The sequence below is a fragment of the Salmonella sp. 741265073_HBA genome (assembly GCF_046569105.1).
Lineage (GTDB): Bacteria > Pseudomonadota > Gammaproteobacteria > Enterobacterales > Enterobacteriaceae > Salmonella > Salmonella enterica.
Genome location: NZ_JBKFRY010000001.1, coordinates 257,949 through 279,907 on the forward strand (window position 1 = coordinate 257,949; position 21,959 = coordinate 279,907).

26 protein-coding genes, 2 tRNA genes and 1 pseudogene are annotated in these 21,959 nt (G+C 47.4%); 22 read left to right on the top strand and 7 right to left on the bottom strand.

The window, feature by feature from the left end; genetic code table 11:
* Positions 1-474: 474 nt before the first annotated feature.
* Entirely contained in the window at positions 475-1,032 is a 558-nt protein-coding gene (gene pagC / locus ACLD3P_RS01295) for a virulence membrane protein PagC (RefSeq protein WP_131046389.1), read from the top strand.
* A 405-nt stretch (positions 1,033-1,437) separates the two neighbouring features.
* Positions 1,438-1,514: transfer RNA gene (locus ACLD3P_RS01300), tRNA-Arg, on the top strand.
* 754 nt (positions 1,515-2,268) lie between these two features.
* Here the strand turns inward: ACLD3P_RS01300 and ACLD3P_RS01305 are convergent.
* Positions 2,269-2,613 (bottom strand): c-type lysozyme inhibitor, encoded by a 345-nt coding sequence (locus tag ACLD3P_RS01305; protein ID WP_000977721.1) that lies wholly within the window; start codon positions 2,611-2,613, stop codon positions 2,269-2,271.
* A gap of 702 nt (positions 2,614-3,315) precedes the next feature.
* Between ACLD3P_RS01305 and ACLD3P_RS01310 the strand changes: the two genes are divergently transcribed.
* From ACLD3P_RS01310 to ACLD3P_RS01320, 3 genes are all read left to right on the top strand, one after another.
* The gene (locus ACLD3P_RS01310; protein ID WP_079841410.1) at positions 3,316-3,543 is read left to right on the top strand and encodes a hypothetical protein; all 228 of its coding nucleotides are present in this window, start codon (positions 3,316-3,318) and stop codon (positions 3,541-3,543) included.
* A 197-nt stretch (positions 3,544-3,740) separates the two neighbouring features.
* Positions 3,741-4,208: an Hsp20 family protein gene (locus tag ACLD3P_RS01315; RefSeq protein ID WP_001218118.1), complete on the top strand. Its 468-nt coding sequence runs from the start codon at positions 3,741-3,743 to the stop codon at positions 4,206-4,208.
* Between the two features lie 338 nt (positions 4,209-4,546).
* Positions 4,547-5,590: a sialidase family protein gene (locus ACLD3P_RS01320; RefSeq protein WP_131046388.1), complete on the top strand. Its 1,044-nt coding sequence runs from the start codon at positions 4,547-4,549 to the stop codon at positions 5,588-5,590.
* Between the two features lie 81 nt (positions 5,591-5,671).
* Here the strand turns inward: ACLD3P_RS01320 and ACLD3P_RS01325 are convergent, their stop codons facing one another.
* Positions 5,672-6,202, bottom strand: coding sequence for a cytochrome b (locus ACLD3P_RS01325; RefSeq protein ID WP_000929974.1), 531 nt, complete (start codon positions 6,200-6,202; stop codon positions 5,672-5,674).
* A 148-nt stretch (positions 6,203-6,350) separates the two neighbouring features.
* A complete protein-coding gene (locus ACLD3P_RS01330) occupies positions 6,351-6,665 on the bottom strand; it encodes a TRL-like family protein (protein WP_000182479.1) in 315 nt (104 codons plus the stop codon).
* 681 nt (positions 6,666-7,346) lie between these two features.
* Here ACLD3P_RS01330 and ACLD3P_RS01335 point away from each other — a divergent pair.
* Genes ACLD3P_RS01335 through ACLD3P_RS01355 form a run of 5 tightly spaced genes read left to right on the top strand, consistent with a single transcriptional unit; the run spans position 7,347 to position 12,132 of the window.
* Positions 7,347-8,981: an ABC transporter substrate-binding protein gene (locus ACLD3P_RS01335; RefSeq protein ID WP_131046387.1), complete on the top strand. Its 1,635-nt coding sequence runs from the start codon at positions 7,347-7,349 to the stop codon at positions 8,979-8,981.
* The gene (locus ACLD3P_RS01340) at positions 8,981-9,955 is read left to right on the top strand and encodes an ABC transporter permease (protein WP_001520270.1); all 975 of its coding nucleotides are present in this window, start codon (positions 8,981-8,983) and stop codon (positions 9,953-9,955) included. The genes ACLD3P_RS01335 and ACLD3P_RS01340 overlap by 1 nt, the downstream gene beginning before the upstream one ends.
* Positions 9,945-10,757: an ABC transporter permease gene (locus tag ACLD3P_RS01345; RefSeq protein WP_000966647.1), complete on the top strand. Its 813-nt coding sequence runs from the start codon at positions 9,945-9,947 to the stop codon at positions 10,755-10,757. Before ACLD3P_RS01340 ends, ACLD3P_RS01345 begins: the two co-directional genes overlap by 11 nt.
* Entirely contained in the window at positions 10,751-11,548 is a 798-nt protein-coding gene (locus ACLD3P_RS01350; protein ID WP_117344087.1) for an ATP-binding cassette domain-containing protein, read from the top strand. The genes ACLD3P_RS01345 and ACLD3P_RS01350 overlap by 7 nt, the downstream gene beginning before the upstream one ends.
* Positions 11,542-12,132, top strand: coding sequence for an ATP-binding cassette domain-containing protein (locus ACLD3P_RS01355; protein ID WP_000947460.1), 591 nt, complete (start codon positions 11,542-11,544; stop codon positions 12,130-12,132). Before ACLD3P_RS01350 ends, ACLD3P_RS01355 begins: the two co-directional genes overlap by 7 nt.
* Before the next feature lie 81 nt (positions 12,133-12,213).
* Here the strand turns inward: ACLD3P_RS01355 and ACLD3P_RS01360 are convergent, their stop codons facing one another.
* Complete coding sequence (locus ACLD3P_RS01360) at positions 12,214-13,347, bottom strand: mechanosensitive ion channel family protein (RefSeq protein ID WP_024797568.1); 1,134 nt, start codon at positions 13,345-13,347, stop codon at positions 12,214-12,216.
* A gap of 193 nt (positions 13,348-13,540) precedes the next feature.
* Here ACLD3P_RS01360 and ACLD3P_RS01365 point away from each other — a divergent pair, with 193 nt between their 5' ends.
* The 6 genes from ACLD3P_RS01365 to ACLD3P_RS01390 all read left to right on the top strand — a co-directional run bounded on the left by ACLD3P_RS01365 (position 13,541) and on the right by ACLD3P_RS01390 (position 17,263).
* On the top strand, positions 13,541-13,867 hold the full coding sequence (locus tag ACLD3P_RS01365) for a four-helix bundle copper-binding protein (RefSeq protein ID WP_411006347.1): 327 nt from the start codon (positions 13,541-13,543) through the stop codon (positions 13,865-13,867).
* Between the two features lie 8 nt (positions 13,868-13,875).
* Positions 13,876-13,952: transfer RNA gene (locus ACLD3P_RS01370), tRNA-Arg, on the top strand.
* A gap of 111 nt (positions 13,953-14,063) precedes the next feature.
* Complete coding sequence (gene zinT / locus ACLD3P_RS01375; protein ID WP_001537483.1) at positions 14,064-14,711, top strand: metal-binding protein ZinT; 648 nt, start codon at positions 14,064-14,066, stop codon at positions 14,709-14,711.
* A gap of 108 nt (positions 14,712-14,819) precedes the next feature.
* Positions 14,820-15,608: a cryptic aminoglycoside nucleotidyltransferase ANT(3'')/ANT(9) gene (aadA, locus tag ACLD3P_RS01380; protein ID WP_117344089.1), complete on the top strand. Its 789-nt coding sequence runs from the start codon at positions 14,820-14,822 to the stop codon at positions 15,606-15,608.
* A 144-nt stretch (positions 15,609-15,752) separates the two neighbouring features.
* Positions 15,753-16,346, top strand: coding sequence for a helix-turn-helix domain-containing protein (locus ACLD3P_RS01385; RefSeq protein ID WP_001562706.1), 594 nt, complete (start codon positions 15,753-15,755; stop codon positions 16,344-16,346).
* Between the two features lie 68 nt (positions 16,347-16,414).
* Complete coding sequence (locus ACLD3P_RS01390; protein ID WP_411006684.1) at positions 16,415-17,263, top strand: MerR family transcriptional regulator; 849 nt, start codon at positions 16,415-16,417, stop codon at positions 17,261-17,263.
* A gap of 254 nt (positions 17,264-17,517) precedes the next feature.
* Here ACLD3P_RS01390 and ACLD3P_RS01395 read toward each other — a convergent pair whose 3' ends face one another.
* On the bottom strand, positions 17,518-17,766 hold the full coding sequence (locus ACLD3P_RS01395) for a biofilm/acid-resistance regulator YmgB/AriR (protein ID WP_000208086.1): 249 nt from the start codon (positions 17,764-17,766) through the stop codon (positions 17,518-17,520).
* A gap of 78 nt (positions 17,767-17,844) precedes the next feature.
* Positions 17,845-17,999: pseudogene (locus tag ACLD3P_RS01400) on the bottom strand (hypothetical protein).
* Positions 18,000-18,081: 82 nt separating this feature from the next.
* Between ACLD3P_RS01400 and ACLD3P_RS01405 the strand changes: the two are divergent.
* From ACLD3P_RS01405 to ACLD3P_RS01430, 6 genes are all read left to right on the top strand, one after another.
* The gene (locus ACLD3P_RS01405) at positions 18,082-18,627 is read left to right on the top strand and encodes a chorismate mutase (protein ID WP_000617990.1); all 546 of its coding nucleotides are present in this window, start codon (positions 18,082-18,084) and stop codon (positions 18,625-18,627) included.
* A 196-nt stretch (positions 18,628-18,823) separates the two neighbouring features.
* Positions 18,824-19,462 carry a leucine efflux protein LeuE gene (leuE, locus tag ACLD3P_RS01410; RefSeq protein WP_000457190.1) on the top strand — a complete coding sequence of 213 codons (639 nt, stop codon included), beginning with the start codon at positions 18,824-18,826 and terminating at the stop codon, positions 19,460-19,462.
* Positions 19,463-19,634: 172 nt separating this feature from the next.
* On the top strand, positions 19,635-19,997 hold the full coding sequence (gene yeaR / locus ACLD3P_RS01415; protein WP_079944997.1) for a DUF1971 domain-containing protein YeaR: 363 nt from the start codon (positions 19,635-19,637) through the stop codon (positions 19,995-19,997).
* A gap of 2 nt (positions 19,998-19,999) precedes the next feature.
* Positions 20,000-20,182, top strand: coding sequence for a DUF1869 domain-containing protein (locus tag ACLD3P_RS01420; RefSeq protein WP_000513733.1), 183 nt, complete (start codon positions 20,000-20,002; stop codon positions 20,180-20,182).
* A gap of 229 nt (positions 20,183-20,411) precedes the next feature.
* The gene (locus tag ACLD3P_RS01425) at positions 20,412-21,053 is read left to right on the top strand and encodes a hypothetical protein (protein ID WP_411006349.1); all 642 of its coding nucleotides are present in this window, start codon (positions 20,412-20,414) and stop codon (positions 21,051-21,053) included.
* 313 nt (positions 21,054-21,366) lie between these two features.
* On the top strand, positions 21,367-21,615 hold the full coding sequence (locus tag ACLD3P_RS01430; protein ID WP_000512149.1) for a GlsB/YeaQ/YmgE family stress response membrane protein: 249 nt from the start codon (positions 21,367-21,369) through the stop codon (positions 21,613-21,615).
* 138 nt (positions 21,616-21,753) lie between these two features.
* On the opposite strand, the gene ACLD3P_RS01435 is transcribed toward ACLD3P_RS01430, so the two are convergent.
* On the bottom strand, positions 21,754-21,852 hold the full coding sequence (locus ACLD3P_RS01435) for a YoaK family small membrane protein (RefSeq protein WP_001589065.1): 99 nt from the start codon (positions 21,850-21,852) through the stop codon (positions 21,754-21,756).
* Positions 21,853-21,959 lie beyond the last annotated feature (107 nt).

The window sequence follows — 21,959 nt, forward strand, 5'->3', positions numbered from 1 at the left end:
CGCCTGCGATGGCATATACGGTATTGCGGCTGGAGCGTCACGTGAGGACTGTGAAGCACAATGCGATATGTTCTGGTTATATGGCGAGTGTGCTTAATGACATGTTTTAGCCGTTCGGCGTCAGGTTTCTTAATGTGGTTGTGAGGTTTTTTCTTTAAATATCAAATAGTTGTATGGCGAGTTTGTTGTTCTATAGTGGCTTAACACTTTATGGTTTCTGTTAAATATATATGCGTGAGAAAAATTAGCATTCAAATCTATAAAAGTGAGATGACATCGTAGAACCGGTTACCTTAAGGAGCGATAGAGAACTTCGTAGTAAAAATATCTTTCAGAAAGTAAACGCATCAGGAGCGATAGCGGTGAATTATTCGTGGTTTTGTCGATTCGGCATAGTGGCGATAACTGAATGCCGGATCGGTACTGCAGGTGTTTAAACACACCGTAAATAATAAGTAGTATTAAGGAGTTGTTATGAAAAATATTATTTTATCCACTTTAGTTATTACTACAAGCGTTTTGGTTGTAAATGTTGCACAGGCCGATACTAACGCCTTTTCTGTGGGGTATGCACAAAGTAAAGTTCAGGATTTCAAAAATATCCGAGGGGTTAATGTGAAATACCGTTATGAGGATGACTCTCCGATAAGTTTTATTTCCTCGCTAAGTTACTTATATGGAGACAGCCAGGCTTCCGGGTCTGTTGAGTCTGAAGGTATTCATTACCATGACAAGTTTGAGGTGAAGTACGGTTCTTTTATGGTTGGACCAGCCTATCGATTGTCTGACAATTTTTCGTTATACGCGCTGGCAGGTGTCGGCACGGTAAAGGCGACGTTTAAAGAACATTCCACTCAGGATGGCGATTCTTTTTCTAACAAAATTTCCTCAAGGAAAACGGGATTTGCCTGGGGCGCGGGTGTACAGATGAATCCGCTGGAGAATATCGTCGTCGATGTTGGGTATGAAGGAAGCAACATCTCCTCTACAAAAATAAACGGCTTCAACGTCGGGGTTGGATACCGTTTCTGAAAAGCATAAGCTATGCGGAAGGTTCGCCTTCCGCACCGCCAGTCAATAAAACAGGGCTTCTTTACCAGTGACACGTACCTGCCTGTCTTTTCTCTCTTCGTCATACTCTCTTCGTCATAGTGACGCTGTACATAACATCTCACCAGCATTAGCACAGTTAAGTGATTGTGGTAAGCAATCAAGGTTGCTCAGGTAGGTGATAAGCAGGAAGGAAAATCTGGTGTAAATAACGCCAGATCTCACAAGATTCACTCTGAAAAATTTTCCTGTAATTAATCACAATGTCATCAAGATTTTGTGACCGCCTTCGCATATTGTACCTGCCGTTGAACGACTACTGAAAAGTAGTAAGGTATGTATCTTATCCAGGAGAGCACCTTTTTTGCGCCTGGCAGAAGTCCCCAGCCGCCACTAGCTCAGCTGGATAGAGCATCAACCTCCTAAGTTGATGGTGCGAGGTTCGAGGCCTCGGTGGCGGTCCAATGTGGTTATCGTATAATGTTATTACCTCAGTGCCAGGCTGATGATGTGGGTTCGACTCCCACTGACCACTTCAGTTTTGAATAAGTATTGTCTTGCACCCCTGTTACAGAATAATTTCATTTATTACGTGACAAGATAGTCATTTATAAAAAATGCACAAAAATGTTATTGTCTTTTATTACTTGTGAGTTGTAGATTTTTCTTATGCGGTGAATCCCCCTTTGCGGCGGGGCGTCCAGTCAAATAGTTAATGTTCCTCGCGAACCATATTGACTGTGGTATGGTTCACCGGGAGGCACCCGGCACCGCAATTTTTTATAAAATGAAATTCACACCCTATGGTTCAGAGCGGTGTTTTTCTACATCAGGTGGGCAAGGATAATGCAGGTTAACGTGAAAGATATGAGAAAAAGCAGAAACCTGTGATTTCGTTTATGGCCTGGGGATTTAACCGCGCCAGAGCGTATGCAAGACCCTGGCGCGGTTGGCTGGTAATCGTTCAATAGTGCGAATATGAATGGTTACCAGCCGCTGTGAATTCTACCTGGGCCACTTAATAAAGCAAAACATTTAAACACTAAACAACGAAAATTAAGACAGTTCGAACTTTTCTTTAAAAATAGGATTAGCCATGTTTAAAAGTGGTTACTAATTAGCCATTATTTTATTGTAGTGATTCACATATTTTTTAACGTTACGTTACAGGAAGGTGGAAGTGGAAATGCCTGATGAGCCTTCAGGCATTTCTGAAGGTTAGTTAGCTAAGGAACAGTTACTGAGAACAGGTTTATCATCACCTTCCACCAGTTCAGCCGTTTTGCCTTTGGTATAAAGTTTATAAGTATAATTTTTGTCTATGGCTTCGTAATTTGCTCCGGAGGCCATTTTCATTAACCGCATCGGGATCATCTCGTTTACCTGGCTGATAATCGCATAGGCGTTTCCAGCCTCAGTGTTGACGTAAATCACCTCCATAACCTGGTTATCATTACAGGTGTATATAGATTTAGAAATCTCCTGCGAAGCTGCTAGAGAGGTGGTACTGGCGCTAAGCGCAGCGAGAAAGAGGGCAAATGGGATCAATTTACGTTTCATCATTAGTATCCTTTGTGCATAAAATTGTCGTTAATTCCCTGAAGAACGGGAGATAAAGCGGCATCAATACGATGAATGCTGTAGTATTCCTGTTTACTGACGAAAAGTGCGCCAGAAAAGCGTATTATAATTTATCCATCACTGACATATGTGATGAGTAGACAAATCTTAAAATCATAAACTATAGGCTGCAAATCATTATGGCGCGATAGAAAATGATTGTCACCACTGCTCAATACTATGGCATAAAAACCGAAGAAAACGGTACTGTTCACTGTCTCGTTTCATACGGTATCTGTCAGTGAAACTATTTCTTCAAATGATGGTCTTTTTATTATCGATCAGATAATGGCATCAACAGGGGTTATTCAGGAGTATATGTGAAAAAGTGGCTTATAGGAGGGATATTGATCGCAAGTTTTCTGACCGGTTGTCTGATGTGGCACAACATTGATAAATGGTTTAATAAAGATATCGAATTTTTCTACGTCGGAGACGATAGCTAAAATTCCTGTGAGTTGGCAACGGGTGTCATATCTTCAGGTATGGCGCCCGGAGTAGCCGGGCGCAAATTGTAGGTGTATAAATGTCATTTCATTAAAATTTTAGCGACAACATGGACAGTCACTACCGCGTGCTAGCGACCCTCTGAAGTCACAAGATGAATAAGCCAGTTTTTTGTTTCAGCGGTGACTGAAACATATTTTGCTCCTGGTGGACTTACCGCCAGTTGCTGAAAAAGACAACGATGATGTAACTGTTGCAGAGACTGATGAATACGACGACCGTGAATTTTATTTTTGGCGACCATATTTCCTCCCAAAAGGCCGCCCGAAGGCGGCGCTGGGTTTGATAATGGAGAAGGGCGTTGGTCACTGCCATAACCAACCTGTATACATTAATGCAATTGATAATCATTATCAATTGTGCTGATGAAGAAAAATTGTAAAGATGAAGGGACAACGGAAATGGCAATGAACGGGATGAGATTTTTCGTTAACCACTTAAATTTGTGACTAAAAAAAGGCTTTTATAGGCTTGAAAATGTTTTTTCCGTCCCTATGTAGTCAGTGGACAAGCAATGCTTGCCTTGATGTTGAACTTTTGAATAGTGATTCAGGAGGTTAATGATGGCACTCAGAACCTTGTCAGCACTTCCCGTGTTTGCTGATTCTCTTTTCTCTGACCGTTTCAACCGTATTGATAGACTTTTCAGTCAATTAACAGGAGATACGCCAGTCGCTGCGACGCCAGCTTACGATCTGCAAAAGCGCGATGCGAATAACTATCTGCTTACCGTGAGCGTTCCTGGCTGGAAAGAGGAAGAGCTTGAAATTGAAACGGTTGGCGGCAACCTGAATATTACGGGTAAACACACTGAAGAGACGGTAGAGGATCAGACGCACTGGATTTATCGTGGTATTCGTAAGGCGGATTTCCAGTTGAGTTTTTCTTTGCCTGAACATGCTAAGGTGAATAATGCGAAACTGGAACAGGGCCTCTTGTTGGTCGAGATTTACCAGGAGATCCCTGAAAGCGAGAAACCGAAAAAAATTGCCATAGAAAGCAAACCAAAAGCGATTGAACACAAATCATAATCGCGTTAATAGAGGCCCGTTTAGACGGGCCTTCATTGCCTGTAGCGAAAAGTATCCCGTCATGCTTGTAGGCACAGATCGCTAAATATTATAGCCCTGACCTCTATATTATCCCGTGCCACTGACCTCGTCGCCATTGGACGGCGGTAAGTTGGAATTATCCGCGAGGTCAGTCCAATTTTTGTCCACTCTCGACATTCTGCCTGTTATGGGCGCGATATCTGAACATAAATTCGTATAGCGGTTCATCGTTTTCACCGCGTTGATGCTATTTCTGCTAACACTACTTTCATACATAAAAAAGCTGATGCTTTTTACCTTATTTAATAGAGGCAGGTATGAAATTAGCGCTCGTCAATCGGCAGGTCATTTTACCGGAAAGCAGAACCGAGTTCTTCCAGTGCCATGCCTCTACGCTTGTTCGCTTACCGTGCGGTACGCTCGTGGCCGCATGGTTCGCGGGGTTGCGCGAAGGAAGCGAAGATACAGCCATCTGGCTATCTCGCTATGAACATAATATCTGGACAACACCGCAGCGAGTGGCGGCACGCGAGGGGGAAGCGCACTGGAATCCGGTGTTATTTTACCCGTCGGATAAATTGTGGTTATTTTATAAAGTAGGCAGCGACGTACACGTGTGGAAAACCTGGTTTATCACCTCCAGCGATAGAGGATTTACCTGGAGTACGCCAGCTCCGTTGGTGAACGATGATATTTTGCCGCGCGGTCCCGTGAAAAATAAACTCCTGCTGGCATCAAATGGTGCCTGGATTGCGCCAGGGTCGATTGAAAGTCCTGAACGGTGGAGGGCATTTGTGGATCGATCCTCTGACGAAGGAAAACACTGGAATATCTCTTTTGTACCGCTGGAGCCTGATAACGCTATTTCCGGGATAAACGTAGCGTTGTGGGATGGTGTAAAAAAGGGGATGTTGTGGGAATGTTGTCTGGAAAACCTCCTGCGCTGGGATGGCGTTATTCAGCCTACGCTGTGGGAGTCTTCTCCGGGGCATATCCATATGTTGTTACGAAGCACACGCGGGGCAATTTTTCGCAGTGATTCAATCGACTATGGCGCTACCTGGTCTGTTGCCCGCGCGACATCTTTACCGAATAATAATAGTGGTATCGATCTGGTTAGTATGCAGGACGGTACGCTGATTCTTGCGTTAAATCCGGTCAACGGCAACTGGGGGAAGCGCTATCCGCTTTCACTGATTGCTTCCCAGGATAATGGCGAATCATGGCTACCACTACTGGACCTGGAAAGTGACCGCGGTGAGTATTCTTATCCTGCTATTATTAGCGAGGGGGGCGTCGTACATATCACCTACACGTGGAACCGGAAAAATATCGTATATTGTCGATTACAAACGGTGTAAGGCGCTATAAGTCGAAACCGATAGCGCTGGAATAATAATGCCTTGCCCGGCGTGCTCCGCTACGCCGGGATGGCCGAATAGTCATGATTTACCGGGTAACATCCTTGAAAATGTATCATCTTTTTGTATGTAATGGTGAAACAACGCCGCTGCTGCATGCATGGCAATCAGGAAATAGCCGATATTGGCCAGCATTTCATGAATACGCTTTATATCCGATTTTAGGGTGCTATCTGGCGTCAAAAATACCGGTACAGTAAAACCAAAAAAGCTCCAGCTTTTCCCGCCTGACGCCATCATCGCGACGCCCAGCAGCGGTAAGGCGAGAAAAGTGAGATAAAGCGCGATATGCATTAATTTAGCGGCTACGTGCTGCCAGTGAGGAGGGGGAGGCGTAATGACCGGATCCGGGTATTTGTGTTTAAGATATAACCGTAAAAACATCAGCGCCCAGACCAGAACGCCCATATCATAGTGCATGTCTTTCATAAACAGGTAAACGCTGGAGCCTTTTGGCGCCCACCCCCGTAACTCAATAGCCGCATATGCGATGCCTGTCAGGAGCAGTGTTAACCAGTGAAGCGTTATTTGCAGTCTTGAGAAATGTGCCATTATTATTATCCTTTATTAACAACTGCTTGTAGGGTATGCGTAAAATCTTAACAGAACCTTAAAGCGGGGGCTGAGTCGCAAGGAACAGACAGAGATAGCGGCACGTAAAATGGGATAAAAAGCCGGCGGCATCGCCGGCTTACTGTTGTTATTGTCCTCTTACGACAACACAGGTTTTACCATAAAACGGATATGAGCCTGTAGTTTCATAATCAACACTCGACACTAAAGAAATATCGCCCGCTTTTTTCGCTGAATCAATAGATGCGTCGCCGGTATTTACAATACCCAATACCGTTTGCGCACACGCTTTACCGGTTTTGGTTGCCGGGAGACTCGTGGCAGTAATTGGCCCTTTAACATCCGTATATAAGCCAATCCCTGTCGGTGATGGTCCTGTAGCACACCCCGTTAAAAGAGAACCAATAAAGATAATTGAAAAAATGTGTTTTTTATTTGTCATGGGATTAGTCCATTATAAATTAATAGAAAACTTACCGTCCGAAAATGTCCGGACAGTCATTTAAAAAGTGGTGTATATTAAATATGCGATATTACTCTTTGCACCCTCCTGTTGATGTCGTACCTGATGGACAAATATCCGTTGAAGCCGGATATATTCCCCACGCCGTGTTTTTATAACTTGCGCATCCTGTCAGTAATGAGAACAGTACGGCTAAAAAAATCATCACGAGCCCTGGCGGCGTTAACATTTTTCGGTTGGACTCCATAGCATGTCATTTCATCGGGTTGCCATATGACTGGCGTTCTGCCGGTAAGTTTCATTAACACCCGGTTCGTTTAATATTGGTTTAGGTTTAAAGCCAGGAGGCGCTAATTACGATACCTTCTTACGTTTCAGCACTGACTAATAACGTTGAGAAAATGAACAGCGTCGGATGGGAAGACGTAATACAGAATAGAAAGGAAATAAGAGAATAAGATGGCGTTAATTAACCCGCTATTCCTGGCATCATTTCTCTTGCGTTTTATCCCCATCAAAAGCGGCCTTTAGCCCACGTTGGCGCTCCCGGCGTTTGTGCGTATGATGTTTTTAAAAGATCGTCATACTTTCTGTTCTGCATCAATTTTTTCATTACAAATGCTCGCCATAATGCCGTCCTCAGGAGGCCTCCCGACGTTTATGCTGCGCCGGGAGGAACAAAAACAACGTATAATCTGGGGTAAACTGATGATTAAAGGCAAACTGGCGCTCATAACGTGCGCGATGGCTCTGGCATTCACCTCGCCGCTTTTCGCTGCGTCGGACACGGCAGATGGCCATACCTTAAAGCTGGCCATTGGCCCTGAGCCAACGGAAGGCTTTGATCCTATGCTGGGCTGGAGCCACGGCAGTTACTTATTGCTTCATGCGCCGTTGCTCAAGCAAAACGCCGATATGAGTTGGGGTAATTTACTGACGGAAAAAGTGGATACCAGCCCCGACGGTAAAATCTGGATACTGACCTTAAAACCCGATCTGAAATTCTCCGATGGCTCGCCATTAACTGCCGAAGATGTCGTTTTTACATATAACAAAGCGGCGAAGAGCGGCGGTAAAATTGACATGGGCAACTTTAGTCATGCGCGAGCGCTGGATGCGCGCCGAATTGAGATGACGCTGAGCCACCCGCAGAGTACCTTTGTGAATGTATTAGGATCGTTAGGGATTGTTCCTGCCAGCCGTTATGATGAAAAAACGTTCGCCCGCGAACCGATAGGCGCCGGTCCGTACCGACTGGTCAGCTTTCAGCCGGGTCAGCAACTGATCGTTGAAGCTAATCCCTGGTATGCGGGTAAAAAGAATGACTTTAACCGGCTGGTTTTTGTCTTTCTGGATGAAGATAATGCTTATGCCGCCGCGCGCAGCGGACAGTTGGGACTGGTGCGCATTGCCCCTTCTATGGCGGTGGCCCCGCAGCAGGATAATCTTAAACTCTGGGTACGCGATAGCGTTGAAAACCGGGGCATTGTCTTCCCGATGGTGCCAGCCGGTAAAAAGGATGCTAACGGTTATCCTGTCGGCAACGATGTGACCGCTGATGTCGCTATCAGACGCGCAATTAACTATGCCATTAATCGTAAGCAACTGGCGGAACAGGTGATGGAAGGCCATGCGATACCCGCCTATAGCGCGGTGCAGGGATTGCCGTGGCAAAATCCTTCAGTGGTATTCAGCGATGGCGATATTGCAAAAGCGCGCGCCATCCTGGAAGAGGCTGGCTGGAAGATAAACAGTGCGGGCGTGCGTGAAAAAGCAGGTAAAGAAGCGCGTCTGACCTTATGGTATGCCAGTGGCGACAGCACCCGACGGGATCTGGCCGAGGCGGTGCGCGCCATGTTGCAGCCTTTAGGCATTGTCGTCTCGTTGCAATCGGGAAGCTGGGAAACCGTAGAGCGCCATATGCACGCTAACCCTACGCTGTTTGGCTGGGGAAGTCTGGACCCGATGGAACTCTTCCATCACTACAGCGGGAAAGCCGCTGGTGTGGAATATTATAACCCGGGCTATTACAGCAACCCTGCGGTAGAAGCACATCTGAAACAGGCTATAGATGCGCCTGACTGGCAAAAGGCGATTCCTTTCTGGCAGCAGGTTGAGTGGGATGGAAAGCAGGGCGCGGGCGTCCAGGGCGATGCGGCATGGGCATGGCTGCTTAATATTCAGCATACCTATCTGGCCAACCCCTGTCTTGATCTGGGAAAAGGCGCGCCAGAAATCCACGGTAGCTGGTCGGTGTTAAACAATCTTGATGACTGGACCTGGACCTGTCGGTGATGAAATTGTTCTTCAGTCATTTTTTGCGGCTGATTATTCTGTTGGTGCTGGTGGCTGCCGGCACCTTCATTTTGCTTAGCTTTTCGCCCGTTGATCCTATCCGCGCTTATATTGGCAACGATCTGCTCCATGTTCCGCCAGAACAATATGCGCGGATTGCGGCGCGCTGGGGGCTTGACCAGCCGCTGTGGGAGCGTTTCGGTCACTGGTTTTGGCGTCTGCTCCAGGGTGACATGGGGTATTCCATGCTGTTTAACATGCCTGTCGCCAGCGTGATCCGGGAACGTTTTGCGACGTCATTCGCGCTGCTGGCAGGCGCCTGGCTATTGTCTGGTGTGTTGGGCGTGACATTGGGTTTTCTGGCCGGACGTTTTCTCCACCGTTGGCCGGATAAGATGATTTGCCGTATCAGCTACTTATTGTCATCGTTGCCCACTTTCTGGATAGCAATGCTGCTGCTGGCGCTGTTTGCCGTCCGCTGGCCGGTATTACCTGTTTGTTGCGCCTGGGACCCCGGAAATAATGCAGGAACAGCTCTTTTATCGGAACGTTTACGCCATCTTGTGTTGCCGGTATGTGCGTTAAGTCTGTTGGGCATGGGGCAAATTGCGCTGCATACGCGAGAAAAAATAGCCAGCGTAATGAAGAGCGAATTTATTCGTTTTGCGCGCGCTCAGGGGGATAAAGGATGGTCGCTGTTACGTCACCAGGTGTTACGTCATGCGATTACCCCAGCACTCTGTTTACAGTTTGCTTCTCTGGGCGAACTGATGGGGGGGGCGTTACTGGCAGAAAAAGTCTTTGCGTATCCGGGGCTGGGACAGGCCACTATCGATGCCGGCCTGCGTGGCGATGTCCCGCTACTCATGGGGATCGTTTTATTCTGTACGCTATTAGTGTTTGCCGGAAATACGATTTCAGCCTGGCTTGTGGTGGTGCTTAATCGATCGCTGGAGCGTCCCGATGCTCTATAATCCTGCCCCGACATTGCTTCGTCTGATCCTCTCCGTTACCTGCCTGCTATTTATTGCCGGATACGGTTATGCCACGTTGAGCCAGCCGCCAGAGGTTAATCTGCTTGCCCGGCATCTGTCGCCTGATATCCAGCACTGGTTTGGCACCGATAATCTGGGGCGCGATGTATGGCTTCGTTGCTTTCAGGGGGCCTTCACCAGTTTACAAATTGGCGTTGGCGCCGCGCTGTGCAGCGGCGTTATCGCGCTAGTGATGGCGGCAGCGGCGCGCATTCATCCCCGGCTGGACCTCCTGATGCGGCTGATAACCGATGCCATGCTCGCCATGCCGCATTTACTTTTGCTGATCCTTATCTGTTTTACGCTCGGCGGCGGTAAAAGCGGCGTCATTGCGGCCGTGGCGTTAACGCACTGGCCCCGTCTGGCGCTGATTCTGCGCGCCGACGCGGAGCGGGTAGCGCAGAGTGACTACCTGACATTGACCTATCGTCTGGGGCATGGACACCTTTATTGCTGGCGATATCACTATTTTCCGGCGCTATTGCCGCAATGGTTGACGGGAACGTTATTGATGTTTCCTCATGCGGTATTGCACAGCGCGGCGTTAAGTTTTCTGGGGTTTGGGCTGGCGCCGCATGAGCCTTCGCTGGGGCTGTTGCTGGCGGATGCGTTACGGTTTATTAGCCATGGAAACTGGTGGCTGGTGCTGTTTCCCGGCCTAATGTTATTCACGCTGGTGATGCTCTTCGATCAGTTTGCGCGCGCCATTCAGCGGCTGTGGCTAAGGAGTGACGTATGCTGAGTTTACAACAGGTTACGCTGGAAAGCGCGCGTTATCGCTGGTATGGCGCGAGACGCTGGTCGCCGTTATTACAGAATGTCTCTTTTGATATCGCGCCCGGCGAAATGGTGGCATTGGTTGGCGGCAGCGGGGAGGGCAAAAGTCTGCTGCTGCAATGTCTGCTCGATCTGCTGCCGGAAAATTTACGCTTTCGGGGGGAGATTACGCTTGATGGCAACCGGCTGGACAGACATACCATCAGGCAGCTTAGGGGCAATACGTTTAGCTACGTGCCGCAGGGGGTACAGGCGCTTAATCCCATGCTGAATATCAGAAAACATTTGAACAGAGCATGTCATCTGACCGGACGCGCCTGGGATGAGACGCAAATGGTACAGCTATTACAGCAAAGCGATCTTGAACCGACAGTCCTGGAACGCTTTCCCCGCCAGCTCTCCGGTGGGATGGCTAAACGAATTCTGGCGTGCCACGCCTCGCTTAGCCAGGCGCGTTATATTCTCGCGGATGAGATCACCGCCTGGCTTGATACGGCACTGGCAAACCAGTTGCTTGAGCACTTGCGAGGTCTCTGCGAGCGGGGATGCGGCGTGCTGTGGGTGACTCATGACCTGCTGCTGGCGGCGCGGTATGCCGATCGCATTGTGGCGCTGCATCAGGGTTATATCACGGACAATATTCGCCGTGAACGATTACAGCCGGAAGAGATGAGTGAGCCGTTAAAACGGCAATGGCAAGCATTGCCTGAACTAAACCCGTTATTTATGCCGACCGGAGAGGGAATAGAATGCTAAGCTGCCGCGACCTCGTTATTCGTCAGGGTGGGAAAGTCTTATGGCAGAACCTGACGTTTACGATTTCTGCCGGTGAACGGGTAGGAATTCATGCGCCAAGCGGAACGGGGAAAACAACGTTGGGGCGCGTCCTGGCCGGATGGCAAAAGCCGACGGCGGGCGACGTTCTGCTGGACGGTAGCCCGTTACCCCTGCATCAGTATTGTCCGGTACAGCTGGTCCCCCAGCATCCTGAACTGACGTTTAATCCCTGGCGAAGCGCCGGAGACGCTGTGCGTGATGCCTGGCAGCCTGACCCGGAAACGATGAGGCGTTTGCATGTGCAGCCCGAGTGGCTGACGCGTCGGCCAATGCAGCTCTCAGGCGGGGAGTTGGCGCGTATTGCGATACTGCGCGCGCTTGACCCGCGAACGCGTTTTCTGATTGCCGACGAAATGACGGCGCAACTCGATCCGTCTATTCAAAAAGCGATATGGGTATACGTGCTTGAGGTGTGCCGCAGCCGTTCATTAGGGATGTTGGTGATTAGTCATCAGTCTGCGCTGCTTGATCAAGTCTGTACCCGCCATTTACAGGTGGAATAGCCGCAAGTCGTTTCCCCGCATTGCCGTGTCGCCGTTAACGCACCGGGAACCCATGGGTTCCCGGTATTGTCGGTAGAGATTTTACTGCATGACGCGTTTATCTGCGTTTTTTGCATCAGCGGTATTACTGTAGTCCCTGGTCTCTTCAACCTGTACAGGGGCTCTGACGACCAGACTAGGCAGCGCCAGTTCGATATTATTCTCAATGAGTTTTTCAATAATACGGATATTTATCTCTTGCTGAATATCCATGTATTTATTGTAATCCGCGGTATTGACGATATGCACCACCTCATAGGTCAGCCGATCCTGACTAAAGGCCAGTAGATGGGCGCGGTCGAATTGTGTTTCGCCGACATCGGTAATAATTTTTTTCACCATATCGCCGATGAGGCGTAACTTTTCCGGCGGTGTCGCAGTGGCGACGCCAAAAGTAAACACGATACGACGCGTTTGCATCCGCTTATAGTTGTGTATGGTTTGCTGCAACAACTGCGCGTTCGCACAAACGATCTGTTCGCCGCTGAGGCTACGGATGCGAGTGGTTTTCAAACCGATATGTTCAATCGTACCGGCTACATCATTAAAGACGACGAAATCGCCGATCTCGAAGGGCTTATCGAAACCAATCGACAGCGAAGCGAAGACATCGCTCAGAACGGTTTGTACCGCCAGGGCAATAGCAATACCGCCCACGCCGAGGCTGGCTACCAGTGCGGTAATATCCACGCCGACGTTCGCCAGGATAGAGAGCAACATCATAGACCAGACGAGCACGCGCAAAATCATACCAAGAATGACTAACGTCACCGGGTTTTTATTGGAGCCTGGGGCATACAGTAAATGACGCATCCATGACTGTACGCCCTGATCAAGCCAAATCGCCATTTGAATCGCAACCACTAAAAACCAGGCGTGAGAGAGGGTAGAGAATAACCGGTCGGGCAGGGCGACAAAGCGCAGGCTAAAGAGAAATGCGGCAAAAAAGATTAGCATCTTACTGGTCTTTTTCAGCATCTCGAAAACAATAGGCCGCAGCCGCCCATGAGCATCATCCTTTTTATCCGGGCGTTGTAGCGCTTTATAGACCACATTAAGTAGCCAGTTGATGAGCCAGTAAGTAATGAGGGTGACGAAAAAAACGACCGCCAGATTGATCCAGAACGTCGTTGACATCAGCATCGCAACGATATTTAGTCGTGCTAAATACTCCATTTTACCTCCGATGAAAAGCAGATGAACATTACAGTATAGACGTCACATCACGGAGGCCGATTTCCGGCTTTACTATTGCTGTTTTATTCAGCACTTTTGTTCAAAAAGCATGAAAAAGAGGGGTAGCCGTTTGGCTATCCCGGCGTTTCTGTGCAGACTTATCTACTCCTCTTAATAAAATAAGGAGTCATTTATGCAACAAGAACATCGTGAGTGTATTGAGCAGTGTTATGAATGCGCGGCGGCGTGTGATATCTGCGCCTCTTCTTGTCTGCGTGAAGATAACGTCGAAATGATGAAGCACTGCATCCAGTTAGATATGCAATGTGCGGCCATTTGTCGCCTGGCGGCGCAATTTATGGCATTGGAAAGCGAGTACTCACAAAAATTATGCCGCCTGTGCGCGGATATCTGCAAAGCCTGCGCCGAAGAGTGTGCAAGGCACGATCACGACCATTGCCAGAATTGCGCGCGGGCATGCAGCCAATGCGCAGACGCCTGCCTTAAAATGACCGCGTAATTTTTCTTCCGCCATTAGCTCAACCGGATAGAGCATAGAGCTTCTACCTCTAAGGTTCGGGGTTCAATTCCTCGATGGCGGACCAGTTGATATCAAAAAAGGCCACCTGCGCGGTGGCCGCTGAGTTTTTGTTGAAATAAATGTAATGTTATAATATAACAATCATCTTTCTAAAAAAGATGAGGGTAACGTTTTGGTGATTCATTTAAAAAAACTGACAATGCTTCTGGGAATGCTGTTGGTAAATAGTCCTGCCTTCGCGCATGGTCATCATGCTCATGGCGCGCCGATGACGGAGGTTGAGCAAAAAGCGGCAGCGGGTGTGTTTGATGACGCTAATGTACGCGATCGCGCGCTCACCGACTGGGATGGTATGTGGCAATCCGTCTATCCTTATCTGGTCAGCGGCGAGCTGGACCCTGTCTTCAGACAAAAGGCGAAGAAAGACCCAGAGAAAACGTTTGAGGATATTAAAGCGTATTATCGCAAAGGATACGCGACGAATGTTGAGACTATTGGCATTGAAAATGGCGTTATAGAATTCCATCGCGACAATAACGTTGCATCCTGTAAATACAATTATGCCGGCTATAAAATTCTGACTTACGCATCGGGTAAAAAAGGGGTGCGCTACCTGTTCGAATGTAAAGATGCGAATAGCAAAGCGCCTAAATATGTTCAGTTTAGCGATCATATCATTGCCCCGCGCAAATCGGCGCATTTCCATATCTTTATGGGAAATACCTCGCAGCAGGCATTGTTGCAAGAGATGGAAAACTGGCCTACCTATTATCCTTATCAGTTAAAGGCGAATGAGGTCGTTGACGAAATGCTACATCATTAAGTCTGATTGCAATGTTAAAAGCTCGCTATGAATAGCGAGCTTTTTTTCTGCCGTTATGCCATATTTCTGGCAATCAATATAAAAAATACCTGCGCCCCCGGAGCGATGATGACGCTGTCCATACCGCCCTCGATTCAATGCCAAACGGAAGCGGCATGTCGCCTGATTACTCGTGTCACAGGCGATACGTTGCGTGCTATTCATTTATATGGTTCCGCTGTCGCGGGCGGTCTGAAGCCAAACAGCGACATTGATCTGCTGGTGACAATATGCCAGCCGCTGACGGAGACCCAACGCGCAACGCTGATGCAGGAATTGCTGGCGCTTTCATCGCCGCCGGGGGCGTCGGCAGAAAAACGCGCTCTGGAGGTCACTGTCGTGCTTTATTCGCAGCTGGTTCCCTGGTGTTTTCCACCTTCCAGGGAAATGCAATTTGGCGAGTGGCTAAGAGAGGACATTTGTCAGGGGATTTATGAACCAGCGCAGCAGGACTGGGACATTGTGTTACTGATAACCCAAATTCTGGAAACCAGTATACCGCTAAAGGGCGAACGCGCGGAACGGCTGTTCACGCCAGCCCCTGCGGCGCAGTTGCTGAAGGCCTTGCGTTATCCCCTCGACCTTTGGCAATCCACGGCAGATGTGCAGGGAGATGAGTATCATATCGTTTTAACCCTGGCGCGTATCTGGTACACCCTTTCTACCGGGAAATTTACCTCTAAGGATGCGGCGGCTGACTGGCTGTTACCTCAGTTGCCAGAAGATTATGCTGCTACGTTGCGTGCAGCGCAGCGTGAATATTTAGGTCTGGAGCAAAAGGACTGGCATATTTTGCTGCCTGCGGTCGTACGCTTTGTGGATTTTGCCAAAACGCACATCCCCACGCAGTTCACATAAGATGCCCCAGGACGTCTGTCAGGTTGCGCAAACGGCGTTCCTCAACTACTACTTAATAGGTTCTCATCGCTGAAGTAAGCAGATGATCTTATGCGGGCCATCGAATGGATATTCCCACATGGCTCTCGTTTTGTTGAGGTGGATATGACTGGTTCCGCATCATCTGTTTTAAAGACAGATACAAGGTTATTGAGCGAAAACCTGTTTCTTAATTATGGTCTGGAGTCCTTATTTAAGGACGTCGCAATAATAGCTGGCAACGTAAATTATATTATTTTTGATATCGACGATTACTACACCGTACAGCAGTATATTACTTCCACATTTAAAACGGTACTCATTGGGATTGTTACCCATAATGAATATAACTTTATTGATGAACATCATGCCATATATCGAATAAAGGTCGATGCCTCTATAGCTGAGTGGCGTGAATTACTGATTTTGGCCGCTGCTGGTCAATTTTTTCCCAGGTCAGAGAAAGTCAGATTAACGGCGAATGAAAGAAATGTTTTGGCGATGCTTGTTAAAGGAATGGATATCCGACAAATAAGCTGTGAGCTGAATGTACATTTAAAAACTATTTACTCAGTACGCTACCATGTTCTGACTAAATTAGGTTGTAGAACAGTTCTGGATTATCAAATACTGTCCGTCTCTAAAGCCTTTACGCACTGGCTTACAATAAATAATGTCGATAATGTAATTTCACGCGTAAATAGTAAGGTCATTGCTTAATAATGATTTGCTTCTGATGGCGTTTAGGTTCACTATGCTTTCTTACATCATCATGAGGCCAGACAGGCATGGCTACTTTTAGTATTAGCGCAATGGCGGCGCAGTGTGGTGTCACAACTGCAAATATCAGGTCCTGGGAACGCTATGGCCTGCTTCAACCTACCAAAGATGAAGCTGGTAATCGTTTTTATTGCATAGAAGATGCTATCAGAATACAGCATATTATCGACGCGTTAAGCAAAGGCTTCTCATTAAAAGAGATTAAACCTGCCCTCTATGGTGAAGAAACGCATTGCCGCTCGGGATGGTTATTCTACCAGGAAGAGATTTTAGCGCAGTGTAGAAAATTCGAACCCGCCAAATTGCGAAAATTACTCTGGCGTTATGGTCGGGAAATTCCGCCGGGTATCGTAATTGAGTCAATACTGCGTCCTTTACGGCTGTGGTTGTCCGCAGGCGATGATGATGCACGCCGATTTGAAAAGGCATTACTGGATACTGCGATTATTGAATACGCCACGTTCCAGCTAAGTAGCGTACGAAAGGCGCCAGCAGGCACAATGCTTATTGCTGCGTTTTCGCTGAACGACCCCATTGAGCTATGGCTCGAAACGATTAAATATTGTAGTGAAGGTATGCGAGTTGAAGTCATCCCCTGGCAGGTGCCGATGCCCGATCTTTTATCAACGTCTTTCGAGCATATTGTTCTGTGGCATGATGAGACATTAACTCCCGCGCAGGAAAATCTTATTCAGGCTTTAAAAGAATCGGGTAAATTTAGTCTTCATGTGAAAAATGGCTCAGGCTTAACATTACTGCCAGCCGTATACCGGCAGCATGAGATGCCAGAAAGCATGCAGCATGTTGCACCGCAAATCCATGCAAACGGCTACGAAAGATCAGGCACCGCACGTTGAGGCATCTGCATTATTAACGAACAGGGGAGGAGTAACCCCCTCCCTTGTTTATACCTTTCATACTTCAAGTTGCTTATGTGTTGGCTACGGATTACTCGGCCCATCCATGGGCCTCGCCCTGACGGGCCGTCGCTCGCGACGTTCACATCTGCTCCCGGCAGATTTGTCGTTCACCCCAGTCACATCGTTATCTATGCTCCTGGGGACTCACTCCCTTGCCGCCTTTAAGCAACTCGAATTATTTTGGGTATATATTAGATGTCGTCAGGTGTCTGAAACAAAACGGCTTCTAAGGCATTACGGTAAATATCAAGCTGCACTACGTCTTTTTCTGTTTCCAGTTTTTCAATAAGTTTGGCGATGATATCCTTATTTGAGACATGCTGCTGCGATTGCAATAGTTCGTAAGTAATTTCCTGAATAGCTCGCTGTTCACATAACATATGTGCAGAAAAAGGATTGCCAGTACTATTTTGTTCGTTGACTAGTGTAATGGTAGTCATATTTCACCATATTCGATGTAAATTGAAGCCGATCTCCCTGAGCGGGGGAGAGAAATTAGTGACTTATTAAAGTTAGACCTATATCATAAAACTGTAATAAAAAATCATAAAAACGTGATATGCATCACATTTGTGTGATTTGTTGTATATTTTATACACTTTAAATGAAGGTGAAGATTCCGCAGAATCAACGGCCTGTTCTTTTTATCACTCCAGTTTAAACGAATAAGCATTAATACCCATCTGTAATAATTACTTAATGTTATCTTAATGAAGGTAAATTACTGTCAGGCCTCCGTGAAAGGAGGTTGATTAATGATTCGTCATATCGCCATTTTTCTTTGTTCTTTATTGATGTGCAGCACCACTTTTGCCGATTCGGTAACATCGGTATCGCTTGGCGCGCTCTTAACCGCGCTCAATGAACGCATGTTATTAATGAAAGATGTGGCTGCTTATAAAATGAAGCACCATCTGCCGATAGAGGATTTCACGCGTGAACAAAATGTTTTCGCCGAGGCTGAAGAAGAAGCGAAAAATAACGGTCTGGACCCGCATTCGATAACCCCTTTTATTCGTTCGCTAATGGATGCCAGTAAAGCGATACAATACCGCTATTTAGCGCAGTGGCGAACTGGCTCAGAACCCTCCTTTCCGATACAAACCTTGTCGGTCACCCGGCAACGTATTCGACAACTTGATAATCAAATGTTGATCATTATCAGCCAGCGCCTGATGGTCGGCGCTTTCAGCCATGAGGATATGGTGTGGCTGAGAACGCACTTTAATGCGCCGAATCTGAATGAGAGCGATATCAGTGATGTGTTGGCAGCCCTATCTTTGGTGCGACGCGCGCGTTAATACCCCATGAGGAAACGTGGGCCACTACCTGGTGATTGCCTGCGGGGGTTGCGATACAAGAACGTTTTTGGGTGATGTGGATATAAGCGTGGCGGAATAGCGGCTGGAGAGACGTGGTTTCGCTTCCCATCTTCCGGTGCATTCGTTAGCATACTGTTTCGCAGCTAAGCGTAAATGTTTTCAGGAAGAGGTTAATGTGTTCGCGGAGTATGGTGTTCTGAATTATTGGACGTACCTGGTTGGGGCGATTTTTATCGTTCTGGTACCGGGGCCGAATACGCTTTTTGTGCTTAAAAACAGCGTGGGACGCGGGGTTAAAGGAGGATATCTTGCCGCATGCGGCGTGTTTATCGGCGATGCGATATTAATGTTTCTGGCGTATGCGGGCGTGGCGACGCTGATCAAAACAACGCCGGTTCTGTTTAACATTGTTCGCTATCTCGGCGCGTTTTATCTGCTCTACCTTGGCGCAAAAATTCTTTACGCCACGCTGACCTCAAAAGGGCGTGCGGCGACGGAAACGGTAGTTCCTTTTGGCGCTATTTTTAAGCGTGCTTTAATTCTTAGCCTGACGAATCCTAAAGCCATACTTTTTTATGTTTCCTTTTTTGTGCAATTTATTGACGTTACTGCGCCGCATACTGGGGTGTCATTTTTTATTTTGGCCACCACCCTTGAAATCGTCAGTTTTTGCTATCTGAGCTTTTTAATTCTTTCTGGCGCTTTTGTAACCCACTATATTGGTACCAAAAAGAAACTGGCAAAAGTGGGCAATTCTTTGATTGGCCTTCTTTTCGTCGGATTTGCCGCCCGGCTGGCAACGCTCCAGTCTTAACCCCCTGGACCCGTCGTCAACGGCGGGTCATTGCTCTCCTTTCGGTTTTATTGCGTGGAAAACAGCAAAATAGTAACCAATAAATGGTATTTAAAATGCTGTTTTTGGAGCGTAACCTTTTTACGACAGCGATGAGATTATCGCTGAGTAACCTGCGGGAAGAGGGAAGCAAATGCGGCAAATTCCACAAAATCATATCCATACACGTTCCACGCCCTTCTGGAACAAAGAGACGGCGCCTGCCGGAATTTTCGAACGCCACCTTGATAAGGGAACGCGACCCGGCGTTTATCCTCGCCTCTCGGTGATGCAGGGGGCGGTCAAATATCTCGGATACGCTGATGAACATTGCTCTGAGCCGGAAGAGATCATAGTGATCAATGCCGGCGAGTTTGGCGTGTTTCCTCCGGAAAAGTGGCACAATATTGAGGTCATGACGGATGATACCTATTTTAACATCGACTTTTTTGTCGCGCCGGAAGTACTGATGGAAGGGGCGACCTCACGAAAAGTCATTCATGCCGGGAGAGAATAATAATGGGAAAGGCTACTTATACCGTCACGGTCACGAATAATAGCAACGGCGTCTCTGTGGACTATGAAACGGAAGCACCGATGACGTTGCTGGTACCTGAAGTTGCAGCAGAAGTTGTGAAGGATTTGGTCAATACCGTGCGTTCCTACGATACCGAAAACGAACACGACGTTTGCGGTTGGTAAGGATATTGTAGTATCTATTTGATATAAAGTGATTTTTTAAATCAGAAGCCGCATCGCGCGTCGCCAACGTGATGCGGTTTTTGCGTATTGAAAAGCGCTGTTTATTTACATCAGACATGGGTTGAAAAGAAACATTAAGAAAACATTAAGAATATCGCATTGTTTGCTAATGAGAGCGTATTCATAAAACTTATGATTGGGTATTAAAAACCAGAAGAGTCTTATAATCATGAAACTCGATACCCGATTAACTTCGTCAGCACTTACTCTTGCGCTTGCCGCTGTGGTCATCCCGTTTACGGCGGACTGGCAATTGCCTTTGCTTAACGGCGTGGTGGTCCGATGGATTGAAAACGGACAAGCGTTATGGTTACTGTTTGGGGCGCTATTTACCGCCTGGTATATACGGCCACTTTCCCGTCCCGAAGGGGCAAAGCAGTTTTGGCTATGGGCTGTTGTCTGGTGGGTGGTGCTATTGGGTAGAAGCACCAGTTGGGGGCGTGACTATTTCCCTGACGAGCCGCGTATGCTATTCAGAACGATTTCAGTGCTATTAATTGCTGCGTTAGTCTTGCCAGTCCTGTTTTCTGCCGGGCTACGTAAGGAGATTGTTCGTCGTCTGCGGGACGTTTCTCTGCCATTGTGGCTGTTTGCCGTGACGGCATGTTCATATCTGATTTCCGACACTGTCGAGCATCATCGGTGGTTGTCGCCGATATTCCTGCATAACGCGCGTTACACAGATTTGATTGAAGAGCTTTATGAAGTGCCATTTATGATCGGTTTGTTTATGGTGACAATGGGGTTTATGCAGCAGGACAAGCAAGATGAATGTACGGCGCTGGAGATGACCCTGTATCACGCAAAATAGCGCGGCTGAAAAAGACCATGAATTCGACATGGGATAGATAGCGGTTAGCAAAAAAAGCCCGCACTCGGTGAGGCGGGCAAATAATACTGGAAGCAATGTGAGCAATGTCGTACCGAACAGGTGGGTTATAAACTCAACCACTCGGTGTTGATAAAGATAATCGTTATCATTAATGATTGCAACCCTGATATTTATGCGCTTTTATCCACGACGCTAAAAGGTGATGGATATCACAAACTTCACTTTCCTGACGATGTGCTATTCTTTTTAACGGCAAATAAACCGCTAACGTTAAGACATAAGTGAGGAAAAAATGGGCATTCTTTCATGGATTATTTTTGGACTTATTGCGGGTATTTTGGCTAAGTGGATCATGCCAGGTAAAGATGGCGGCGGATTCTTTATGACGATCATTCTGGGGATCGTTGGTGCGGTAGTCGGAGGATGGATCAGTACGTTCTTTGGCTTTGGCAAAGTGGATGGTTTCAACTTCGGCAGCTTTGCAGTCGCGGTGATCGGCGCGATTGTCGTGCTGTTAATCTACAGAAAAATCAAAAGCTAAACGCAGAACTTTCAGAGATAATAAAGGCTACGACAGGTAGCCTTTATTATTCAAAATGAATTTACCACCAGCCCAGTTCGGTACCCGCCACCGCAATTAGCGCGATGCCCATCAACACCATCGTTGTTTTCCTCATGGTTATGCTCCCGGCGCGGCGTAACCGCCAATAAAAAACCATGCCAAAAATAATATTGCCGTAATAAAAATGACGACAGGGAAGAGGATACCCACTCTCATGCTATTACCTTCACTGTTCAGGGGGCGCCAGAATAGCAGGGTTTTCTCAGCGACAAAAGGTCGGTTACTTTGTGACAGGGCGTGGCTATTACTGACTTAACCCGGGA

Excerpts from the sequence above, each read along its gene's own strand:
- pagC (WP_131046389.1), top strand. The coding sequence starts at position 475 with ATGAAAAATATTATTTTATCCACTTTAGTTATTACTACAAGCGTTTTG.
- ACLD3P_RS01365 (WP_411006347.1), top strand. The coding sequence starts at position 13,541 with ATGCAACAAGAACATCGTGAGTGTATTGAGCAGTGTTATGAATGCGCG.
- ACLD3P_RS01355 (WP_000947460.1), top strand. The coding sequence starts at position 11,542 with ATGCTAAGCTGCCGCGACCTCGTTATTCGTCAGGGTGGGAAAGTCTTA.
- ACLD3P_RS01335 (WP_131046387.1), top strand. The coding sequence starts at position 7,347 with ATGCTGCGCCGGGAGGAACAAAAACAACGTATAATCTGGGGTAAACTG.
- aadA (WP_117344089.1), top strand. The coding sequence starts at position 14,820 with ATGACGCTGTCCATACCGCCCTCGATTCAATGCCAAACGGAAGCGGCA.
- yeaR (WP_079944997.1), top strand. The coding sequence starts at position 19,635 with ATGCGGCAAATTCCACAAAATCATATCCATACACGTTCCACGCCCTTC.
- ACLD3P_RS01430 (WP_000512149.1), top strand. The coding sequence starts at position 21,367 with ATGGGCATTCTTTCATGGATTATTTTTGGACTTATTGCGGGTATTTTG.
- ACLD3P_RS01325 (WP_000929974.1), bottom strand. The coding sequence starts at position 6,202 with ATGGCACATTTCTCAAGACTGCAAATAACGCTTCACTGGTTAACACTG.
- ACLD3P_RS01405 (WP_000617990.1), top strand. The coding sequence starts at position 18,082 with ATGATTCGTCATATCGCCATTTTTCTTTGTTCTTTATTGATGTGCAGC.
- ACLD3P_RS01420 (WP_000513733.1), top strand. The coding sequence starts at position 20,000 with ATGGGAAAGGCTACTTATACCGTCACGGTCACGAATAATAGCAACGGC.
- ACLD3P_RS01425 (WP_411006349.1), top strand. The coding sequence starts at position 20,412 with ATGAAACTCGATACCCGATTAACTTCGTCAGCACTTACTCTTGCGCTT.
- ACLD3P_RS01320 (WP_131046388.1), top strand. The coding sequence starts at position 4,547 with ATGAAATTAGCGCTCGTCAATCGGCAGGTCATTTTACCGGAAAGCAGA.
- ACLD3P_RS01305 (WP_000977721.1), bottom strand. The coding sequence starts at position 2,613 with ATGATGAAACGTAAATTGATCCCATTTGCCCTCTTTCTCGCTGCGCTT.
- ACLD3P_RS01395 (WP_000208086.1), bottom strand. The coding sequence starts at position 17,766 with ATGACTACCATTACACTAGTCAACGAACAAAATAGTACTGGCAATCCT.
- ACLD3P_RS01360 (WP_024797568.1), bottom strand. The coding sequence starts at position 13,347 with ATGGAGTATTTAGCACGACTAAATATCGTTGCGATGCTGATGTCAACG.
- ACLD3P_RS01390 (WP_411006684.1), top strand. The coding sequence starts at position 16,415 with ATGGCTACTTTTAGTATTAGCGCAATGGCGGCGCAGTGTGGTGTCACA.
- ACLD3P_RS01315 (WP_001218118.1), top strand. The coding sequence starts at position 3,741 with ATGGCACTCAGAACCTTGTCAGCACTTCCCGTGTTTGCTGATTCTCTT.
- ACLD3P_RS01345 (WP_000966647.1), top strand. The coding sequence starts at position 9,945 with ATGCTCTATAATCCTGCCCCGACATTGCTTCGTCTGATCCTCTCCGTT.
- ACLD3P_RS01435 (WP_001589065.1), bottom strand. The coding sequence starts at position 21,852 with ATGAGAGTGGGTATCCTCTTCCCTGTCGTCATTTTTATTACGGCAATA.
- ACLD3P_RS01385 (WP_001562706.1), top strand. The coding sequence starts at position 15,753 with ATGACTGGTTCCGCATCATCTGTTTTAAAGACAGATACAAGGTTATTG.
- ACLD3P_RS01340 (WP_001520270.1), top strand. The coding sequence starts at position 8,981 with ATGAAATTGTTCTTCAGTCATTTTTTGCGGCTGATTATTCTGTTGGTG.
- ACLD3P_RS01330 (WP_000182479.1), bottom strand. The coding sequence starts at position 6,665 with ATGACAAATAAAAAACACATTTTTTCAATTATCTTTATTGGTTCTCTT.
- ACLD3P_RS01350 (WP_117344087.1), top strand. The coding sequence starts at position 10,751 with ATGCTGAGTTTACAACAGGTTACGCTGGAAAGCGCGCGTTATCGCTGG.